Genomic DNA, 20,462 nt, shown 5'->3' with positions numbered 1-20,462 from the left:
ATATAGAGAGGATTAGCGAGTCTCTTTTTTGAAAAACAGGGTAGTGGAGAGCTTTGTAAAAGAGTTTGAATCCGGAGTATGGTAAAGCGTTAGCCCTTTTCGGGTAATCCAAAAAACAAATCTGTTTTATCCTATTTGAAAGATGATTTGAACGTTAAAAGAAGTGTTTCTAAACATTTAGAGATTTATAAATCAAGCCCTTAATTGTGGAAATCAAGCCTTGAGTAGAGGCTTTCAAGATTTGATGTGCACTAATCAAGCCTTGAAACCAAAGTCTGAATATAAATAACCAAACTATTGTTAAGCTTAAAACACTTTTGGGAAGCTATTAAAAAATAGTAGGGAAGAGGGAGATTGTAGTAGCGAAACAGACAAGAGAAAATATCGGAAAGGATTTCGGAAACCACTTATCCGTCACAATGCACCTTACTTGTATTGGGCACAAAATCACTATCTTTGTAAACTCAAAAGATTATACACAGATAAATATAGAACTCAATACAAAGATATGGCTCTACAATGCGGTATCGTAGGTCTTCCCAACGTGGGGAAATCTACCCTTTTTAATTGTCTTTCCAATGCAAAAGCACAGAGTGCAAACTTTCCATTCTGTACCATAGAACCCAATGTGGGAGTTATAACCGTTCCGGATCCAAGACTTAACGAATTGGCAAGATTGGTCAATCCGCAACGAATAGTTCCCAATACGGTTGAGATAGTCGATATTGCCGGGCTTGTCAAAGGTGCCAGCAAGGGAGAAGGTTTGGGGAATAAATTTCTTGCAAACATTAGAGAGACGGATGCGATTCTACATGTATTGCGCTGCTTTGACGATGATAACATAACTCACGTAGACGGCTCAGTGGATCCCATTAGAGATAAAGAGATCATTGACACAGAGCTTCAGCTGAAAGATTTGGAAACGGTAGAGAGCCGCATCTTAAAGGTTAAAAAACAAGCCCAAACAGGAGGGGATAAGCTTGCCGCACTGCAATGTTCGGTGTATGAACGCATCCAAGCCGCTCTTCTCAAAGGAGAGAATGCTCGTGCCGTAACGTTCGACAGCAAAGATGAAGAGAAGGCAGCATCCGAGCTTTATCTGCTCACTGCGAAACCTGTTCTCTATGTTTGCAATGTGGACGAAGGTTCTGCCGTTACGGGAAACGGCTATGTAGAGCAGGTTAAAGAGGCTGTCGCTGCCGAAAATGCACATATACTGGTTGTTGCGGCAAAGATAGAGAGCGAGATTGCCGAGCTTGAGACCTACGAAGAGCGTCAAATGTTTTTGAACGAAATCGGGTTGGAAGAGTCCGGTGTTTCTCGCTTGATAAGGGCGGCATACGCTCTTCTCAATCTGGAAACCTACTTCACCGCAGGTGTACAGGAGGTGAGAGCATGGCCCTACGTTAAAGGGTGGAAAGCTCCTCAGTGTGCAGGTGTGATACATACGGACTTCGAGAAGGGATTTATCCGGGCGGAGGTGATCAAGTATGACGACTATATCAAGTTCGGATCGGAGTCTGCCGTGAAAGAAGCCGGCAAAATGAGTGTCGAAGGCAAGGAATATGTGGTGCAGGATGGCGATATCATGCACTTCCGCTTCAACGTATAGAGTGATTCGAGAAAGTAATAATCATAAACCGGAAATATTATTTACCAACGAAAAACAGAATAGAACATGTACAACAATAACGATAGCTACAATGTATCTGCCCCTTATGGGCAAACGCGTATCCTGGATACGGTAACAATGCGCTCTATGTGGAGCAAGACTTATGGCTGGATGGCTCTGGCTCTTGTGGTATCTGCTTTTGCTTCTTATATCTCTCTTAGCACAAGTATATTTGATGCCATAATGACCAGCAAAGGTCTGTTTTTCGGACTCATCATTGCCGAACTCGTTTTGGTCTTTATCCTTGCAAGAAGTATAGGCAAACTCAACTCCATGATATCATTTGCCCTCTTCATGGTTTATGCCCTCCTTAACGGTGTAACCCTCTCTGCCATACTCTATATGTACACTGCAACCAGCGTACTCTCTACCTTCCTGATTACGAGTGGTATGTTTGCCACAATGGCTTTCATAGGCTTCTTCACCAAGAAGGATTTGAGCAAGTTTGGTTCCATCTTTATGATGGCTCTTGTCGGACTGATATTGGCTTCTGTGGTTAATATCTTCTTGGGAAGCCCTTTGATGTACTGGATTGTAAGTGTTGCAGGAGTTATCATCTTCTGTGGGCTTACTGCTTACGATATCAATAAGTTCAAAAAACTGTTTGAAGAAGGCTCCATCCCAGATACGGAATCTGCAAACAAAGTGGCTCTTATGGCTGCGTTGAGCTTGTATCTGGACTTTATCAATCTCTTTATCTATCTTCTTCGCATTATAGGTGCAAGAAGAGACTAAGCAGGATATAGCTTTGAAGCGAGAAAACTTTCTATCTATCTTTATTCTACTCATATCTTCCCATGTTCGTCCAAAGAAGATATGGGAAGATCTGCTGGGATTGGAGAGCAGAGGTCTCTCCAATAATACCTCTTCCGAAAGTAGAGAGTTTTTCATGATTCGCTACTTCTTCCCGTTTTTGACCCTTATTGCTCTTGTGGCTTTGGGTAGGGAAGTGGTAGAAGCAATGGCGGAAAGCGGATTCTCAAAAGAGATTCTTATCTATGCTTTTTTCAGAGTAGCATACTATATTGTGCTTATGCTTGCTTCCTTCTTTTACTGGAAAGCGGTAGGCTCTATTCATGGAAAAAAGTTCATTAAAGATAGAGAGCAGTCCGGTGGCTGGGATTTGCCCATAATGGCAGCCTTGACTTCGACTTGGTTGGTACTACTATTGTTTGCACTCTTTGGGCAACCGCATCTTCAAATATTGTGGTTTTTACCTTTTGTGTTTGTTGCAGGGCTTTGGGGAGCATACAATACTTTGGTTTATGGTTTGCAGATAACACCTCCGATAAGCCGGAAAATATCTCTCTTTTTCGCTGTGGTGAATACGATGTTAATCGGTGTCGCAAGCGAAATTTTTTCTACCTTCCTGCTTTAGACCCTCGTTATGTCAAAAAAGAATACACAGAAAACAGTAAACATAAAGAATAAAAGGGCAACCTTTGACTACGAGATATTAGAGACTTTTGTCTGCGGTATAGTCTTGACCGGTACCGAAATCAAGAGTATACGCCTATCTAAAGCGTCTCTGGTAGATACATATTGTATAGTGGAAAGGGGAGAGGTATGGGTGAAGAATATGTACATAGCCGAATACTTCTACGGCTCATACAACAACCATACTGAGCGAAGAGAAAGAAAACTTTTGCTCTCAAAAAAAGAGATTAAAAGCATACAAGAAGCTATCAAGAACAACGGTACCACCGTTATTCCTACTAGACTTTTCATAAATGAGAGAGGACTTGCGAAGCTGGTCATTGCAATAGCCAAAGGTAAAAAGCAGTACGATAAGAGAGCTTCTCTTAAAGAGAAAGATCTTCGCAAGGAGATGGATATGGTCAAGAAGAAATCTTGGTAATAGTTTAGACAGATAACAACAAAAATAAATATAGACTTTATGAGTGGTAAGGAGTTTAAAAGAACATTGGTAACATCTGCACTGCCTTATGCCAACGGACCTGTACATATAGGACACTTGGCAGGTGTTTACGTTCCTGCGGATATTTATGTGCGCTATCTTAGATCAAAAGGTAGAGAGGTCTTGTTCATCGGAGGTTCCGATGAGCATGGAGTCCCTATTACAATAAGAGCTAAGAAAGAAGGTATTACGCCACAAGATGTTGTAGACAGATACCACTCTCTTATAAAAGACTCTTTCGAGGAGTTTGGTATAAGCTTCGACATTTACTCTCGTACGACGTCTAAAACTCACAGAGAACTGGCTTCGGAGTTTTTCCGAACACTCTATGATAAGGGAGAATTTTTGGAAATAGAGAGTGAACAGTTCTTTGACCCTGAAGCGGGACAGTTTCTTGCAGACAGATATATTGTAGGAGAGTGTCCTCACTGCCATAATGGTAAAGCGTACGGAGACCAATGTGAAGCGTGTGGAACATCCCTTAACCCGACAGACTTGATATCTCCACAGTCTGCAATATCCGGGGCAAAACCCGTTCTAAAGTCGACAAAGCATTGGTATCTTCCTTTGGATAAGTATGAACCTTTCCTTAAAGAATGGATTCTTGAAGGGCACAAGGAGTGGCGCAGTAATGTCTATGGCCAGTGTAAGAGCTGGTTGGATATGGGGCTACAGCCTCGTGCCGTGAGCAGAGACCTCGATTGGGGTATTCCTGTTCCTATAGAAGGCGCTGAAGGGAAAGTACTATATGTCTGGTTTGATGCTCCTATCGGTTATATTTCAAATACTAAGGAGCTGTTACCGGATACGTGGGAAAAGTGGTGGAAAGACGAATCGACCAGAATGATTCACTTTATCGGGAAAGATAACATTGTATTCCACTGCATTGTGTTCCCTACGATGTTGAAGGCAGAAGGCTCATACATCCTTCCGGATAATGTGCCGTCAAATGAGTTTTTGAACCTTGAAGGAGATAAGATCTCTACATCGAGAAACTGGGCAGTATGGTTGCATGAATATCTTAGAGACTTCCCCGGTAAACAAGATGTACTGAGATATGTGCTTACCGCCAATGCTCCGGAGACAAAGGATAATGATTTCACATGGAAAGACTTCCAAAATCGAAATAATAACGAGCTGGTTGCTGTACTTGGGAACTTTGTTAATCGAACACTTGTGCTAACTCATAAGTATTACGATGGCATAGCTCCCACAATAGAGTCATTGCCGGAGGCGGATAAAGAGATACTTTCTGAGATTTCTAAGTATAAGGAAAAGATAGAACAGCTGTTAGAGACATTCCATATCAGAGATGCTCAACGTGAAGCAATGAATATAGCACGGTTGGGTAACAAATATCTTGCAGATGCAGAGCCTTGGAAAGTGATTCGCACAGACCCGGATCGTGTCAAAGAGATTATGCACGTTGCCCTTCAGATCACGGCTAACTTGGTTATTGCTTTTGAACCATTTCTCCCTCACTCGGCAGAGAAACTTTCTCGAATGCTTCGTATAGATCTTGCTTCTCTTGATTGGGATATGCTTGGAGCTACAGACCTTGTACCGGGAGGACATCAAATAGGAGAAGCAAATCTGCTTTTTGAAAAAATAGAAGATGACACCATAGAAGTTCAACTCAAGAAACTGGAGCAAACAAAAGCAGACAATGCAAAAATGGAGGCTAAGCCTGAACCATTTTTACCCGATACAGACTTTGATTCGTTTATGAAAATGGATCTTCGTGTCGGTACCGTGTTGGAGTGCGAACGTATACCAAAGAGTGACAAACTGCTTCGTTTTCTCCTTGATGACGGCTCCGGTTCTCCTCGTACAATCGTTTCAGGAATCGCAGAATACTACGCCCCGGAAACTCTCATAGGACAACAAGTTTGTTTTATAGCCAATCTTCCTCCCCGTAAGCTTAGAGGAGTAGAAAGTTCGGGAATGATTTTATCTGCAGTTTCTCCTGATAAAAAACTGATTTTAATCTCTCCAAAAGAGGAAATAGCTCCCGGCTCCAAAATTTCTTAATCCTATATGATACTTTCTCCTAATAGCTCTGTTGCTGCTCTCATATCGGGTGGTGTGGATAGTTCCGTAGCACTTCACCTGCTGTGTGAAGCAGGTTTTCGTCCCCATCTTTTCTATATCCAGATTGGGATGAAAGAGAGTGGCTTTTTGGACTGTCCCTCTGAAGAGGATATCGAAATGGCTAACTGGCTTAGCCGCCACTATAATCTTCCTCTTGAGAAAGTTTCTCTACATAAAGAGTATTGGGATTATGTCGTTTCTTACACTCTTGAAACCGTAAAGGCAGGACTTACTCCGCATCCGGACATGATGTGTAACAAACTCATTAAGTTTGGATTCTTCAATACGTATTGGGGTAAAAACTTTGATGCAATAGCTACCGGACATTACGCAGATAAAGTTATCATTGATGGAATACATCATCTTGCTACGGCTGTCGATCCGGTAAAAGATCAAACCGATTTCCTTGCTCAAATTTCGTATGAACAGCTCTGCAAGGCGTATTTTCCATTAGGAAGATTGCCAAAGAAAGAAGTCAGACAGATCGCTGAAAAGGAAGGTCTTGTCACGGCACATCGTAAAGATAGTCAGGGGATCTGCTTTTTGGGAAAGATCAACTACAATGATTTTCTACGTCAATACCTTGGAGAAAAACCGGGAAAGATTGTAGATATAGATACCGGTGCCGTCTTAGGGGAACACAAAGGGTATTGGTTTCATACGATAGGGCAGAGGAAAGGATTGGGCTTGAGTGGTGGTCCGTGGTTTGTAGTGAGAAAGGAGGTAGAGGAAAATACTATCTTCGTAAGTCGTGGATACGATCCGGATCTTCAATATGGTAATATAGTGGATATGAATGAGGTTAATTTTATATCCATTAGTCCTTTCCCGGAAGAATCAGACTCTATACCCATTACATTTAAGGTACGGCATACACCGGAATTCACATCCGGTACACTTATTAAGGAAGATGGGTTTTATCGTGTCTATAGCCGTGAACGAATACAAGGAATAGCACCGGGACAGTATTGTACACTATATAGTCAGGATGCCAAACTTTGCTATGGATCCGGAATGATTATAGGAGGAACGATGAGAGAATAACACATCTCTAACACTCAAATAAAGGCAATCAAGAGAAATATACTAATAAGGGCTGTGATTTTTGCAGAGAATCCCAATAAGGGATTAAGCCCTTTCCCTTTTCTTGTAAAGGTTGCTACAGTTCCGGTGTAAAAGAAGAGAGCAATCGGAAGCAGACCAATAATTGTGATAATATAACTTCCTGACATGATCCCCGAAATAGCATAACAGAGAAATGCCAATACAGCATTAAACAAATATAGATAGGGACCGGAAGCCTCTCCCATCCTGACAACCAGAGTGCGTTTACCGCTTGCGTTGTCTTCGGGATAATCTCTATAATTATTGATTACAAGGATATTTGTATTTGCAAAACCAATTGAAAACGCAGCCCAAATAAGGTAAGTGGGAAGTATTTGTGCTATGGCGTAATATCCTCCTAATACCGGAATTATACCATAGAATAATATAACGGCAATATCTCCAAAACCTTTATAGGATAGGGGATAGGGACCTGCGGAATAAGCAACAATGCCTATAATGACAAGTATCCCCACTAAAAGTAACCACCAAGAGGTTATTGATAAGAGCCATATCCCTAATATAGCACATAATAATACCCAGAAGATTGACGCCAACAGCATCCAGCCGGGCGTAATATCTCCCGTAGTAATAAGTCTCTTCGGACCAAGTTTTCTTCTTCTATCCGCGCCACTGAGATAGTCAAAGTAATCATTTGTAACATTGCTGGCAATCTGAGCTGTGAGAGCCACCCCAAGCACAAGCAAAAAAGGTCTCAACTGAAACAATCCGTCGTGAATCAGAGCTCCTGCAACCACGACAATCGGGGCAAGAGACGCCGGCAATGTCTTCGGACGTATAGTTTGAAACCAAATTCCTAGCTTACTCATGATAAAAGAGATGAGTACTTAATGCTTCCAATGCTCTTGCTTTATGCTCTTTTTGTATAAGTACCATTACGTTGTAGTTGCTGCCACCATAGGAGATCATTCTTACCGGTATTTCGTCCAATGCCCTTATAATAGCGGATTCAAAACCGATGTTCTTCCAATTGAGGTCTCCAACAATGCAGATGCTAACCATATCCGAGTCTATGGAAACAGATGCAAACTGCTTTAATTCCGAAATAATATCTTGTAAATGACTCGCATTGTCTATGGTTACAGATACTGAAACCTCAGACGTTGTTACCATATCCACAGCCGTCTGATGCCTTTCAAATGTTTCAAATACCCTTCTCATAAATCCGTGAGCCAAGAGCATTCTACTGCTGTTAATCTTTACTACCGTAATATTATCCTTTGCGGCTATGGCTTTAATCTTTCCCTCTTCGATGGAATTGGATATCAATGTACCGGGAGCCGAAGAATCCATAGAATTGAGCAAGCGAACAGGTATATTACGATGCTTTGCAGGAAGAATACAAGTAGGGTGAAGGATTTTAGCACCAAAGTATGCCAGCTCTGCAGCCTCTTCAAAGTGAAGTCGGCGAACAGGATCCGTTTTCTCCACAATACGAGGATCATTATTGTGCATACCGTCGATGTCTGTCCATATCTGTATCTCTTTCGCCTCCAGAACCGCACCAATGATAGAAGCAGTATAGTCGCTACCTCCTCTTTGAAGGTTGTCTATCTCATCATAAGCGTTCTTGCAGATAAAACCCTCTGTAATATAAATATGACTTTGGGGTAGGAGAGAGAGTTGCTCTTTAAGTAGCATCTCTGTCCTTTGCATATCCGGTTCACCATACTTATCCGTTCTCATAAAGTCCAGTGCCGGTAACTTTACGGCACCTATACCCGTTTCATTCAGATGCTGACACATCATTTCCGTAGAAATTAACTCTCCTACGGCAAGTACAGCTTTCTCTTCAAATATCGTAAAAGAGTCCTCATGAAAACTCCAGAGATAGTCCATCTTTTCCTGAACAAATGTCTTTACGGCTCTTCTTAGAGGCTCTCCTTTGTAGAGAAGATCTATCTCTTGCATATATTTTGACTTCAACTCGTCAATGCAATGTTTGGCTGCATTGAGATTGCTGTCATAGTAGTGTTTGGATATCTCAACGAGTTTGTTGGTCACACCTGCCATAGCAGACAGTACTATTATCTTTTCACGGCTGTCGCTTATGAGTGTTCCAACATGTTTTATTCTCTCGGCAGAACCCACAGAGGTCCCGCCAAACTTCATTATAATTGTTTTGGCAGTGTTCATTTTGCTTATTACTGTTTCAGCTCTACTTCTTGTAAAGATTCGTGCTGTATGCTAACGATGCGTGCCGGATAGTTTTTTATCAGATTATAGTTGTGTGTAGCCATTATCACGGCTGTACCTCCGCTCGCAATCTCTTTGAATATACCGAATATCTGTTTCCCTGTCTCAGGATCAAGATTTCCGGTAGGCTCATCAGCCAATATAAGATCAGGCTTATTCAGAAGAGCTCTCGCAATCACTACTCGTTGCTGTTCGCCTCCGGAGAGTTCGTGTGGCATCTTGTAGCTTTTGCTTGTCATGTCCACCTGTTCAAGCACTTCCGAGATACGATGTGCTATATCTGTTCTGTTTTTCCAGCCTGTGGCACGAAGAACAAACTCTAAGTTTGCATCGATGGATCTATCTGTAAGCAGCTGAAAATCTTGAAAAACAATTCCCAATTTTCTCCTCAAAAAAGGAATCTCTTTTCTTTTAATCTTACACAAATCATAGTTCATAAATCTTGCACTTCCGGAAGCTATATCCGTGTCTTTATAGATAGATTTAAAAAGGGTAGACTTTCCGCTACCAACCTTACCTATAAGGTATAGCATTTCTCCTCTGTGTACATCAAATGTTATACCGGATAATACTTCATGTCCATCTCGTTTGAGAGCAACATCTTTGTAGGATAATATGATTTCTGTAGATGACATTTTGAGTTTCTCTTCTGTGTTTGCTGTTATCTAAGCCATAATCAGTCCAAAGATAGCTCTTTTTTGCTTTATATGTTACATCTTTTTCTCTTGAATATCTCTATTTTAATGTTGTCAATTTGACATAACTAAGATTATGATGTAGATATTCAAAAGAAACCGCAAACACTTATCTTTGGCACGACAATCCCCCTAAGAATCAATATCACTCCTCTTTGCCTGAATCGGAAGAGGCATATCGGGGAAACTCAAGAAAGCAAAGTGTATGATCTCGAAGATTATTCAAAACATTCTTATCAATGTATGAAATCTGATGAGATGTACCTCGTGTTGCAAACTTCATATTTGCAGTTGTCCCATTTTTCTGCCTCCATCTTTGCCACAACACCATTGTTTCTACCTGATTTACAGGCAAAATAGTACGCTTGATAGTAAATGCCCCATGACCTATAAGCAGATGACTATGCTCAAAAGAGAACCAAGACTGTCTGTAAGACAGATAAGAATAGAACACTCCGGACAAAGCCACCAAAGGGACAAAATACCAAATGATATGGCTAAGGAAATAGGCAACGACAGCAGCAAGTAAAGTTATTATCGAAGAGAAGAACAAAAGTCTTCGGAGATAAGCAGACTTCGACTTGTAGCTTCGCCCTCTACTCGGCTCATAGCCGGGAAAAATACTCTCCATAAGCGGTATTGCGACACGCTCTTTATTTATTCCATATATTTTGATATCCGACTTTTTATCTTCCTTCTTTTCGTTTGCCGACACCATTGCAGAGGCAAAATGAATGTGTACAGTCCCTAATCCGACGCACTGTTCAACAAGATTTTGTTGGAATGTACATGAGACAATCCTGTCACATGTAGAAGATTGAAAAATCTTGTTGATAAGCCCCGCACTATATTTTAGCTGCCCTCCTTTGACAGAAATGTTCAGATCATACTGCTTGAGTATAAGTAAGATAGATTGAGTGAGAAAGGATGAAACAAATACTCCCAAGAAGATTATTATCCCCACTGCAAGGGTTAGATTGGAAAACCATAGCTCTATACGGTCAAACCAGATCCTGATGTAGTCTACAAGATAATCGGATATTTCATTGAAAACAGTACCGACAGCACCAGCCGCCAATATCAAACCTCTTAAAGGATTTCGGGTAAGACCCGAAATCAGAAGCTCTTTCCTCGATATTGTGTAAGAGAATGAGCCAAAAGCCGGACTCTCTCCCCTTTCATTCTCCGGTGGCTCTAAGCTTTCCTCTTTCACCTCTTCTTCATCCGAATCAATCATAGTAGACTGGAAACTTGCGGCATAATCTCTCATTGCCCGTACATCTTCTTGAGGTAATACAAGCTCAACTTCTACCTGGTTGGAACCAAGAGACTCAAACTGTATGACCTCCATATCCAACATTTGTAACAGAAAAGATTGACTGCTTCTCAGCTGATACACCTTCTTCAGAGGCAGGTAAAGTTCTTTCTTTTTCAGCCCCGAAATCCTTATCTGTATCTTTTCGTCCGCAATAAAATATTTTGTCGTTAAATACTTATAAAGAGCTTGGATTAAAGCAAAGACAAGAAAAAAGACAATAGCATATCCCAACTTTTGCCAGACAGATAGCTCTTCGGTTGCATAAGAAAGGAGAAGATAAAAAATAAAGGGCCATGTCTTCAAGGATGCAACAAGCTCTCTTATGTATAGGACCAACAGAGAGGAAAGCCCCATTCTACGAGGCTCCGACCACAGATTTCGATTTGTATTCAAGACTCCCCTACTCTTTAGAACGTTCGACATCCGATATCTGCTCTATAATCCACTCCTTATAGGCTTCCGCTTGTTCCTTCTCAAGACCTGCAATTATAAGGTCTTCTTCTATACCTCCGGCAGCATTGAAGAGAGAAAGACGGTAAAGCCCAAAAGGTCTATCGTATAGATGTTGCGAAAGGACAACGTGTTGTAGCTTGCTATACGGGACACTCTTCTCCTTCGGCATAAATATTCCGGATCGGTAGCTAACGTCTTTATCCCTGAAAAGATACCCTTTGAATCTGTATATTTTTACCATCAACATCTGATGCACAATACCAAAGAGAAGCAGAGCGGAGCAGATACTGAGTATTATCCAAAACGGTATATCATTCTTCATAATGCCTGCAACGATCGTAGCAACAAGCAGTAAGACTATCGGCACTATGGAAGACAATCTTAATACTTTGATATACTTAGGATTAAGAGGCTTATACGCCTCTCTTTCAAGACGAGGAATGTCCGTGAGAGAAATGGGATCATTCACAAACTGAGAAGGTTTATCTACGATACTCATAAGGAGATTTGTTTAAGATGAACGAAGATAACAATTTTTAATGACTGTATTTACTCGCATGCACCATCTGCTTACAAAAATCTGTAACCGTATTTATAAACTGCTCTATCCGTTAATAAAAAGCAGCCTAATGCCTTTTAGAGCTCCAAATCGAGCCACAAATTCCATGAATCAAACTTTGATGAGCTAAAATCAAGCTTTGATTTGTTGAGATCAAGGCAGGATTCGGACTTCTTACTCTATTAAACAGAAAAATTGAACCCAATAAGAGCATCTTTTGAACAGATTTAGTGGAATAAGTTGCCGAAGAAAGGGCAAAACTCATTGGAAAAATAACCACAGACATCCGCTTAGAGCATAAGCAATAAAAAAATGCGACTTCTATCTTTCCTATTATTAGAGAGAAAGCCTTAAAAGAGTGCCCATGCGAGCTGATGGGTATTGCAGTAATAGAAAAATATCGTACCTTTGCGCTGGGTAAGTCCTATACGGCCAGCTCCTATTGAACTCCCCCAGGGCTTGATCGCAGCAAGGGTAGATGGTTGTAGCGGCGCGATGTAGTAAGCTTACCCGCCTGCCTCTTTAGCTCAGCTGGCCAGAGCACGTGATTTGTAATCTCGGGGTCGTTGGTTCGAATCCGACAAGAGGCTCAAGGATGACTTCATCCTTAACCGGTGTGGTAGTTCAGTTGGTTAGAATACCTGCCTGTCACGCAGGGGGTCGCGGGTTCGAGTCCCGTCCATACCGCAGAGAGCCTAAGACAAAGGGCGACAAAAGAAAGACAAGCCCTTCAAATTCAATGAATTTGAAGGGCTTTTTCTATGTGTTTTATCAACGGGTAGACGATATGTATCCATCACAACTTATGGGTAGGTCTGCCGTTTTTATACGGAGACAATAATAGGGGATTTAATTGAATGGCTCAAAACCGTAATCGCTGCAAGAATAAAGTGTCTAAAAAGACAAGAAAGTCTTAGAACTTACTGATTTGCGGCTGTGAGTACAACCAAAGCTTTACTAATCACCTTTTTTGTTTGATAGATTTTAACCATGCCTCATAAAGGCTGCAAGACTGCCTGACAAAACTTGAAATAATTCTATCCTATTCAAACAAAACCAAAGAGATAAAAAATTAAAAGAAGAAACCACCATAAAAGTCTAATTATAAAAGAGATACAAATTACTAAAAGATCTAGTAACACAGCCAAACACCAAAATATTGCAAATAGAATATTCGCAAAAAAATCTCCGACATTGTTTATTTCCCAGTTAACATTATCAACTAATTTCTTCGTGAAATAGAAATAGGCAAAAGATTGTGACGGAAAATGAGGTTTATATCCAGCTCCTTTTCTCTCATGTAACAAGTTGGATATTTCTTCAGAGTCAACTGTTACAATCGTACAGTAGCTCTGGTTTCGAATCTCTACTTTACACCATTTATTGGTTTCCCATGAAATTTTTTCATCAACTTCTCTCAGTTCGAATACATATTTCTTTCCTTCATGTCTATTTATAATTTCCACACAGGTGCGATGTGTTGCATTTGCAGAAGTATTATAAGAAATTTCAAAGTATCCAATTGGAATAATATGAATTCCTGTACCACAACTAATCTTTGGGACTCCAGTTCCATCAATAGATAGTTTTATAGGGATACCTGTGGGAGTAAAACCTAATTCAAATTGCTTAAGTTTTGAACAGCTGAAAGTCAGTAGAGCTAACAGTACCGTAATTATAAGAATTAAAATACGCCTCATAACATTAGAAGTGTTTTATTTTTTCTATTTTCACAAAAGTAATGAAATACTTTAATCTTTATCCATAAAACACATGCAATAGGAAAAATACTTTCCTATTTTGGGAGAATAAGAATAAAAAGAGAAATGGATAGGAGACAAAAGCAAAGTTTGCTAAATCCCCTATCCGTTTGTTTTCTTCTCCAAGCTTGTGTAATGTGCCCCTCTAACCTAAGTAGTCAAGACTTATACCCTTTTTCTCTATGAGTGCTTTCAGTATCTCCAGTTTGCGGATAACCAATGGATAGTCTGCATGAGACTTTCTCCACTCGGCTTCAGGCTTGCCTAAAAGTTCTTTGAGAAATACTTCCAAATCACGATCGGCAGGATAAAATGAGACCTTTTCTTTTTTGAAGTAATAGGACTTTAGGAATCCCAACTCCCTAATATCTTTAATATTAGGCATATTACCTTCTTCTTCTGAAAAAGCCTTGCCATAATAAGCTTCGCTAATGGCGTAAAAAGGAGCAAGAGTTTCTGCATCTGCTTGCTGTATCTCTCGCATCACCAGGTTATTTAAGATTATTACTGCGAGCTTGTGTTGTTCATCATTGCTCTTAGTTCCGACATCTTTAAGATCGGCTATTGCCAATGTTTGCATTCCAAATACGGTGATATGCTTATCATCTGGCTTATCCATATTGTATGTTTTACGACTACGATCATAAGGATAAGAAGTAATGGTGTCTACCAATAACAAAGAGTACGGCATTGTGCTCTTGGCTACAAAAGAAGCTACTTTATTACGAATAAACTCGGCAGCCTGTCTATACTCGGACAATGATTGCAGATACTTCAGACGATATAGCTGTGCTTCATAATAGTCCGTACCGGTAATGGTAACACTATAAGGGATACTGAGGACTCTTGTATGATTGGCACGACGGAGTGTATCGTTAAAAAGGAGGTATGATCCGGTCTGTTCGTAAAAAGAGCGGCGTAGATTTGCCTCCTCCGATTGGTCTGCATCATCCGGAACAAAGAGATTTATTTCGGGAACTACATCTCCGGAGAGCTGTTCTTTGCTACAACTTACAAAAAACAGACTCAATAAAAACATAGTGAGCAGGATTGTATTATTGTTATTTGGTTTCATAATTATGTGTTTTTGAGGGTTTACGATCCAAGCGAGGATTATCCTGTATTTGATCATTGATGCTACGTTGCTCACGAGGCAGAGGTAGAACATATCCTTTATCTTCTTCTGCCGGAAGAGTATAGTAGTAAGTAATATCCGGCTTGCTGTTACGTCCATCTTTTTTGTATATGGTATATGTATTCACCAGCTCTTCTTTGCTTGGATAAATACTGTTAACCCTGTAACGGCGAATATCAAACCAGCGTTGTCCTTCAAAACAGAGTTCCATTCGGCGTTCCTGACGTATTGTTTGTACAAGTTCACTGCCGGTAGACATTGTGATTTCGGAGTTAGATCCCGCTTGGTAGCGACTCTTTCTCAAGGTGTTAATCAATTCGATTGCTTTGTTATTCTTTCCTTGCATAGCCAATGCTTCTGCTAAGTTGAGATAAATCTCACCACTGCGAAGCACAAAGACATCTGAAACTTCACTACGATTGAAGCTTTTAGGATTTGTTTTAGTTACCTGAACATAATGTCCTCCATCCAATGCTCCTTTAGCTTGAGAGCGAATCATATAACGCTGCGCTCGGAGGTCTTTCTTGTCATACAAAGCATACAAATCTTTCGATACTGCAAAACCGCCTATGGGAGCGTTGTTCATTTCAGCTGCAATGAGTCCTCCTCCCATACTGAATATCAATTCCGGATTGGCTGAAGAAAAGAAATACTCTTCTGCACCCAAACCATTCAAATTACATAGCTGAGGGTGCAAATCCATTGCTTTTTGAGCATAAAACTCGGATTTTTCCCAGTCTTGCATATAGAGATATACACGCGATGCAAAAAGGTTGATTCCGGCTTCTGATATTCTGTAAAGAGAGAGTTGCTTAATCCCTTGGCTCATCCTCAAAGCCTCATTAAGATCACTGATTATATGGTCGTAAACCTCTTTGATACTGGTTCTTTGGAATTTCTTATTCTCGATATAGTGTGCCGTTTTAAGGGGAATACCTGGCTTATCCAGATTCTCCGGAGCATAGGGTTGAGCATAAAGATTTACCAAAAAGAAGTAGTAGGCAGCACGAAGAAAATGTGCTTCTGCTTTGATGCGATTCATTCGATTCTGCTCTGCTTCTGTTGTGGTTTTTATGCCTGATGCTTCATTCAATACAATGTTCAAAGTGATAATGTGGTTATATACACGCAACCAATCTACACTCTCCTTATAAGAAACCAAGCCATTGAATGCCTCCCCGATACGTTGTTGCCAAGTATAATAGCCGAACATACGTGGGCGGATATTGGCTTCCGGATTATAACGAGTGGTACCTATCAGCTCCTGAGTCTCATCTGACATATAGTGCAAATAAGGAAAGTAAAAGTTGTCGTAACGGCGAGGAGTAGTAGGTGCCACACTCATATAGCACGCACCGATAAGCAACTCATCAAGATCATCAGCTGTACGAATATAAGCAAGGTCATTCGAGCGTTCACGAAGAAAATCTCCACAAGAAGTCGTCATTATACTTCCTGTCAGTATCAGGAACAGACCGGCAAATATATTATTAACTATACGTTTCATCTGTTTTTTATTTATAAGGTAATATTTAATTGAAGCGTGTATTGCGGACGTTCGGACAGATTTACCTCTGTAAATCCTCCTTGAACGGGAGTCTGTCCTTTAAGTTCCGGTCTTGCCAGTACAAAAATATTATTGGTCGAGAGAGTAACACGCGCAGCTTCCACTCCACGATGCTGTAACCACTTAGAGGGCAGTTCGTAGGAGAGGCTAAGATCTGTACACTTCAAGTAATCGGCAGATACTACACGAATATCCGAATAGTTGTACATATCCCAGGCATTCTCTGCTATTATAGGCATTTTACCTGATGTATAGCGTGAGTAGTGTCTGTTATACTTATCCGAAACAGCAGGCACCATTTGATCAACTACTGCAGGAATGTGTGTATAAGCTTCATCTCCGGGTTTACGCCAACGATCCATAAAGATTCTATTGACATTCATTTCGGGTAAGAAGTTTTTGCTTGAGCCATAAGGTTTGAAAAGTCTTGTCTTAGCTCCAATACTATACGATAGATTGAATCGAAGCGAGAATGCACCCCAACGAACACTATTGCGGAAGCTGCCGAATGCTGTAGGATAGCGATTTCCCGACTTAGACAAGACTTCACTGAAAACTTCATAGTTTCCTTTACCATAAAATTCTTCTTTACGCTCTTCTCCATCATGGAACATCGGACCTCCATCTTCCGGATTGAGTCCACGGAAACGATAAGAATAGAATGATCCCAAAGCCTCTCCTTCCACCAAGGCGCGACCGTGCAAGAAGTCTCGAACTTTATATTGACCATATTGAGGTTTGCTGTCAAGACGATTGAAGCTCTTAGAAAAAGAGGTGGATACACGCCATGAGAAATCACGAACACGCACAGGCTCTACCGAAAGAGCAAGACTGAAACCGTGATTACGAAGATTTCCGCTATTGACAACATACGATGGGAACCCATTTACCAAATCAATGTCCAAATTCATGTAAGCATCACGAGTATATTTGTGATAATAAGACAAAGTGGCTGCAACTCGTCTTTGCCATGCAGCAATATCCAGCTCCGCACTGAAAGAGTTTGTCTTTTCCCAACGAAGATTCGGATTAGGATAACGAGCCAAGATCGCCAACTTTTCATTGTAATAGGGGTCTGTGCTCAGCTTACGAATAACCGGTTCGGGCGACTGATCTCTCAACATATTGCCCTGTGTACCATACGATGTACGCAAGTAAAGGTAATTGAACCAAGTGCCATCAGCCAAGAGATGAGAGAAATTATAACTACCGGAAACAGACCATACAGGAAGAAGTCGACGATTGCTTTGACTTCCAAAACGATTAGAGCCATCTGTCCGTCCATTCAGTCCTAACGTAAGATTTTGACGAAAAGTATATGAGATGGTTGCAAAAGCAGATGCCTGATTGAGCAAGTCGTCCGTACGTCTGGGTTGTGCCTCTTCACTTATAAGCCAAGCCTTATATGCAGGAAAGCGATCTATGTCCTCCGGAGCAACAAACTTTTCTCCATAGTCACGGAAATAGCCTCTCTGTATCTGCTTCATGCCTCTGGTGTGAATGCTTTCAGCAGCAGTTCCTACTTGTATATTCAACATATCTTCATTGTCGAATGTACGGGAATAGTTCAACATCAATCTTCCGGAGAGAGACTGATAACGCTCTTGAAAGTGATTGAGTTCTCCTCCGTATGGCAGTTCGCTATGTTCCAAAGCAACCTTATTGAAAGGCTTTCCATAATCTGTCCATCTCTTATCTGCCACGTAATAAGTTTTATCATCGTGGTGCTCCTCCCCGTTTGTATTGGAAGTGGCATAGGTCAATAAAGCTGAAGCCGATAGTCGATCAGAGAGCTTGAGGTCATACGCCACACTCAGAGAAGTGTTAAAGTGGTCTTGCTTATATCCACTATGTTCGAGTTCGTTTAGGATATTAAAATTATAGTTATATCTGTCATCCCCTCGTCTATAAAAAGAGTATGCACCATCCTCTCCATAGGTGGGAATGGTACGTGCTGTATTATAAGCATAGTCTACCGGATTGATCGTAGAAGCATTATAACGACGCGACTCTACGCCCGTTCTCATCCAAACACTTAACTTGCTCTTGTTACTGAGATCTGCAATCACTTTAAGGTTACCTGTTGTACGCTGAGTTCTATTGCTTCTAACAACTCCGTTGCTAAGATTATACCCTAAAGAAGCATAGTAATTTAGATTTTCAGAAGTTCCTGATACAGAGAGGTGGTGATCTGTAGAAAGAGCATCACGCATCAGCAGAGAAAACCAGTCAGTATTCAGAGACTCTATGCTCCGCACACGATTATTGAACTCTTCAAAGCTGATCTCCTTATTATATAACTTCTTAACCAAGTGTTCGTATCCCACTTCGTACATATCAACAGGAAAATAGTAGTTGGATTCTACCAGTTCACGAGAAAAATTGACTCGCTCTCTTGAGTTCATCAAGTTGACATCCCTGTCTGTGTATCTTGGACGAAGAGACAGACTGCTACTTCCTGAATAGTTAATGCGTAACTTTCCATATTGCCCTTTTTTGGTAGTAATCATAATAACGCCATTGGCGGCTTGTACCCCATAAAGAGCTGTAGAGGCAGCATCTTTAAGGACATCTATACGCTCTATATCAGATGGGTTGATACCTGCGATAGCATTACCTACTCGATTGATAAAGTCAGGATCATTGATATCTTCTGCCGGAATTGTTACAGGATCTCGGACGACCACACCATCTACCACCCATAAAGGTTCACGTACTCCTAAAATAGTACTGGTACCACGTATTCGCAAACGAGGAGACGTGCCTATATCACCGGCGGAAGGCATAACAAGCATTTCAGGGACTAATCCTTCCAAACTCTTATCTATGGTACTGACACCGGGAAGAACAATCTCTGAGCCTTTAAGAGCGGTGGCAGCTCCTGTCCATCTACGTTTGTTTATTGTCTGAAAACCGGTTACTACGACATCTCCCAACTCGGAAGAGTCGTCTTCAAGAATAAAAGAAAGCTGTTTTTCTCCCTCATATAATAGTTTCAAAGGCTTCATTCCCACATAGGAAACAGCCAGAGTTATTTTTTCTTTGACATTCGGAATACGGATCAGACAAGAACCATCTTCACCTGTTACAGCCGTAGCTCTTCCGTTGACATAGATAGTTGCTCCAATAGCCGGAGAGTAGTCCTTAAACTGAACCTTACAACGCACGGAGCGCGCTACAGGTTTAGTTGTGATAGTTGTTGTCTTGCTCTGTCCTTCAGCAGGGGTGGAAAGAGAAATAGAAGAAGCAAAGAACAATACCACAGAGAAAACTTTACAGACCCAAGGTCGTATGTCTCTTAACATAAATAATTGATACAATTAAAATGACACAAAATGTAAAGTTCTACAGATTTAGCTTCATAAATCTGTAGAACCATTTTTAGAAAAGTCTTGCAAAGGTAGGTATTAATACCTAAAGGTACAGGCTCTATTCCTTGAAAAGATAATTATCAATATCCCAAAACCTTTAGTGCTTTGCGAAAAAAGATTAGGTACTTTCCACAAAAAGATTAGGTACTTTCCCCGAAAAGATTAGATACTTTCTCCGAAACCTTTAGTGCTTTTCCCCGAAACCTTTAGTGCTTTTCCCCGAAACCTTTAGTGCTTTCCTCCGAAACCTTTAGTGCTTTTCTCCAAAACCTTTAGTGCTTTTCTTCAAAACCTTTAGTGCTTTTCTCCAAAACCTTTAGTGCTTTTATCCAAAACCTTTAGTGCTTTTATCCAAAACCTTTAGTGCTTTTATCCAAAACCTTTAGTGCTTTTCGGCAAAACCTTTAGTGCTTTTCTCCAAAACCTTTAGTGCTTTTCTCCAAAACCTTTAGTGCTTTTCTCCAAAACCTTTAGTGCTTTCTCTCNAAACCTTTAGTGCTTTTCTCCAAAACCTTTAGTGCTTTTCTCCAAAACCTTTAGTGCTTTTCTCCAAAACCTTTAGTGCTTTCTCTCAAAACCTTTAGTGCTTTCTTCAAATACCA

The 20,462-nt window shown here is 40.8% G+C and carries 15 protein-coding genes and 2 tRNA genes; 8 read left to right on the top strand and 9 right to left on the bottom strand.

Going from position 1 to position 20,462, the window contains the following annotated elements; genetic code table 11:
* The first annotated feature begins 508 nt into the window (after positions 1-508).
* The 6 genes from ychF (at position 509) to mnmA (ending at position 6,725) form a co-directional block, all read left to right on the top strand.
* A complete protein-coding gene (gene ychF, locus JT26_RS09275; protein WP_036849057.1) occupies positions 509-1,612 on the top strand; it encodes a redox-regulated ATPase YchF in 1,104 nt (367 codons plus the stop codon).
* Between the two features lie 66 nt (positions 1,613-1,678).
* Positions 1,679-2,407 (top strand): Bax inhibitor-1/YccA family protein, encoded by a 729-nt coding sequence (locus JT26_RS09270; protein WP_052079317.1) that lies wholly within the window; start codon positions 1,679-1,681, stop codon positions 2,405-2,407.
* Positions 2,391-3,050: a hypothetical protein gene (locus JT26_RS09265; RefSeq protein ID WP_036849054.1), complete on the top strand. Its 660-nt coding sequence runs from the start codon at positions 2,391-2,393 to the stop codon at positions 3,048-3,050. The genes JT26_RS09270 and JT26_RS09265 overlap by 17 nt, the downstream gene beginning before the upstream one ends.
* A gap of 9 nt (positions 3,051-3,059) precedes the next feature.
* Positions 3,060-3,530 carry an SsrA-binding protein gene (smpB, locus tag JT26_RS09260; RefSeq protein WP_036849053.1) on the top strand — a complete coding sequence of 157 codons (471 nt, stop codon included), beginning with the start codon at positions 3,060-3,062 and terminating at the stop codon, positions 3,528-3,530.
* Positions 3,531-3,569: 39 nt separating this feature from the next.
* The gene (gene metG / locus JT26_RS09255; RefSeq protein WP_036849051.1) at positions 3,570-5,621 is read left to right on the top strand and encodes a methionine--tRNA ligase; all 2,052 of its coding nucleotides are present in this window, start codon (positions 3,570-3,572) and stop codon (positions 5,619-5,621) included.
* 6 nt (positions 5,622-5,627) lie between these two features.
* The gene (mnmA, locus tag JT26_RS09250) at positions 5,628-6,725 is read left to right on the top strand and encodes a tRNA 2-thiouridine(34) synthase MnmA (RefSeq protein ID WP_036849049.1); all 1,098 of its coding nucleotides are present in this window, start codon (positions 5,628-5,630) and stop codon (positions 6,723-6,725) included.
* A 14-nt stretch (positions 6,726-6,739) separates the two neighbouring features.
* On the opposite strand, the gene menA is transcribed toward mnmA, so the two are convergent.
* The 5 genes from menA to JT26_RS09225 form a co-directional block, all read right to left on the bottom strand.
* A complete protein-coding gene (menA, locus tag JT26_RS09245) occupies positions 6,740-7,615 on the bottom strand; it encodes a 1,4-dihydroxy-2-naphthoate octaprenyltransferase (RefSeq protein WP_036849047.1) in 876 nt (291 codons plus the stop codon).
* Entirely contained in the window at positions 7,608-8,942 is a 1,335-nt protein-coding gene (locus JT26_RS09240; protein ID WP_036849045.1) for an aspartate kinase, read from the bottom strand. Before JT26_RS09240 ends, menA begins: the two co-directional genes overlap by 8 nt.
* Before the next feature lie 8 nt (positions 8,943-8,950).
* The gene (locus JT26_RS09235; RefSeq protein WP_036792451.1) at positions 8,951-9,637 is read right to left on the bottom strand and encodes a cell division ATP-binding protein FtsE; all 687 of its coding nucleotides are present in this window, start codon (positions 9,635-9,637) and stop codon (positions 8,951-8,953) included.
* A gap of 205 nt (positions 9,638-9,842) precedes the next feature.
* Positions 9,843-11,408, bottom strand: coding sequence for a PH domain-containing protein (locus JT26_RS09230; RefSeq protein WP_160217656.1), 1,566 nt, complete (start codon positions 11,406-11,408; stop codon positions 9,843-9,845).
* Positions 11,409-11,415: 7 nt separating this feature from the next.
* Entirely contained in the window at positions 11,416-11,967 is a 552-nt protein-coding gene (locus JT26_RS09225; protein WP_036849040.1) for a PH domain-containing protein, read from the bottom strand.
* Positions 11,968-12,543: 576 nt separating this feature from the next.
* On the opposite strand from JT26_RS09225, the gene JT26_RS09220 reads away from it, so the two are divergent.
* Together JT26_RS09220 and JT26_RS09215 are read left to right on the top strand one after the other, a co-directional pair.
* A tRNA-Thr gene (locus JT26_RS09220) sits at positions 12,544-12,617 on the top strand.
* A gap of 23 nt (positions 12,618-12,640) precedes the next feature.
* A tRNA-Asp gene (locus JT26_RS09215) sits at positions 12,641-12,714 on the top strand.
* Between the two features lie 359 nt (positions 12,715-13,073).
* Here the strand turns inward: JT26_RS09215 and JT26_RS09210 are convergent.
* From JT26_RS09210 to JT26_RS09195, 4 genes are all read right to left on the bottom strand, one after another.
* The gene (locus JT26_RS09210; RefSeq protein ID WP_036849038.1) at positions 13,074-13,727 is read right to left on the bottom strand and encodes a hypothetical protein; all 654 of its coding nucleotides are present in this window, start codon (positions 13,725-13,727) and stop codon (positions 13,074-13,076) included.
* A gap of 205 nt (positions 13,728-13,932) precedes the next feature.
* Positions 13,933-14,862, bottom strand: coding sequence for a hypothetical protein (locus JT26_RS09205; RefSeq protein ID WP_036849036.1), 930 nt, complete (start codon positions 14,860-14,862; stop codon positions 13,933-13,935).
* Positions 14,849-16,429: a RagB/SusD family nutrient uptake outer membrane protein gene (locus JT26_RS09200; RefSeq protein ID WP_052110499.1), complete on the bottom strand. Its 1,581-nt coding sequence runs from the start codon at positions 16,427-16,429 to the stop codon at positions 14,849-14,851. The genes JT26_RS09205 and JT26_RS09200 overlap by 14 nt, the downstream gene beginning before the upstream one ends.
* An 11-nt stretch (positions 16,430-16,440) precedes the next feature.
* Positions 16,441-19,794, bottom strand: a complete 3,354-nt coding sequence (locus tag JT26_RS09195) for a SusC/RagA family TonB-linked outer membrane protein (RefSeq protein WP_081966438.1) — start codon at positions 19,792-19,794, stop codon at positions 16,441-16,443.
* Positions 19,795-20,462 lie beyond the last annotated feature (668 nt).

This window comes from Porphyromonas sp. COT-108 OH1349 (assembly GCF_000768755.1).
GTDB classification, from domain to species: Bacteria; Bacteroidota; Bacteroidia; order Bacteroidales; family Porphyromonadaceae; genus Porphyromonas_A; species Porphyromonas_A canoris.
The sequence above is the reverse complement of the archived record's forward strand: the minus strand, read 5'-3'. Positions and strand labels throughout refer to the sequence as shown.

Excerpts from the sequence above, each read along its gene's own strand:
- ychF (WP_036849057.1), top strand. The coding sequence starts at position 509 with ATGGCTCTACAATGCGGTATCGTAGGTCTTCCCAACGTGGGGAAATCT.
- JT26_RS09270 (WP_052079317.1), top strand. The coding sequence starts at position 1,679 with ATGTACAACAATAACGATAGCTACAATGTATCTGCCCCTTATGGGCAA.
- smpB (WP_036849053.1), top strand. The coding sequence starts at position 3,060 with ATGTCAAAAAAGAATACACAGAAAACAGTAAACATAAAGAATAAAAGG.
- metG (WP_036849051.1), top strand. The coding sequence starts at position 3,570 with ATGAGTGGTAAGGAGTTTAAAAGAACATTGGTAACATCTGCACTGCCT.
- mnmA (WP_036849049.1), top strand. The coding sequence starts at position 5,628 with ATGATACTTTCTCCTAATAGCTCTGTTGCTGCTCTCATATCGGGTGGT.
- menA (WP_036849047.1), bottom strand. The coding sequence starts at position 7,615 with ATGAGTAAGCTAGGAATTTGGTTTCAAACTATACGTCCGAAGACATTG.
- JT26_RS09240 (WP_036849045.1), bottom strand. The coding sequence starts at position 8,942 with ATGAACACTGCCAAAACAATTATAATGAAGTTTGGCGGGACCTCTGTG.
- JT26_RS09235 (WP_036792451.1), bottom strand. The coding sequence starts at position 9,637 with ATGTCATCTACAGAAATCATATTATCCTACAAAGATGTTGCTCTCAAA.
- JT26_RS09225 (WP_036849040.1), bottom strand. The coding sequence starts at position 11,967 with ATGAGTATCGTAGATAAACCTTCTCAGTTTGTGAATGATCCCATTTCT.
- JT26_RS09210 (WP_036849038.1), bottom strand. The coding sequence starts at position 13,727 with ATGAGGCGTATTTTAATTCTTATAATTACGGTACTGTTAGCTCTACTG.
- JT26_RS09205 (WP_036849036.1), bottom strand. The coding sequence starts at position 14,862 with ATGAAACCAAATAACAATAATACAATCCTGCTCACTATGTTTTTATTG.
- JT26_RS09200 (WP_052110499.1), bottom strand. The coding sequence starts at position 16,429 with ATGAAACGTATAGTTAATAATATATTTGCCGGTCTGTTCCTGATACTG.
- JT26_RS09195 (WP_081966438.1), bottom strand. The coding sequence starts at position 19,794 with ATGTTAAGAGACATACGACCTTGGGTCTGTAAAGTTTTCTCTGTGGTA.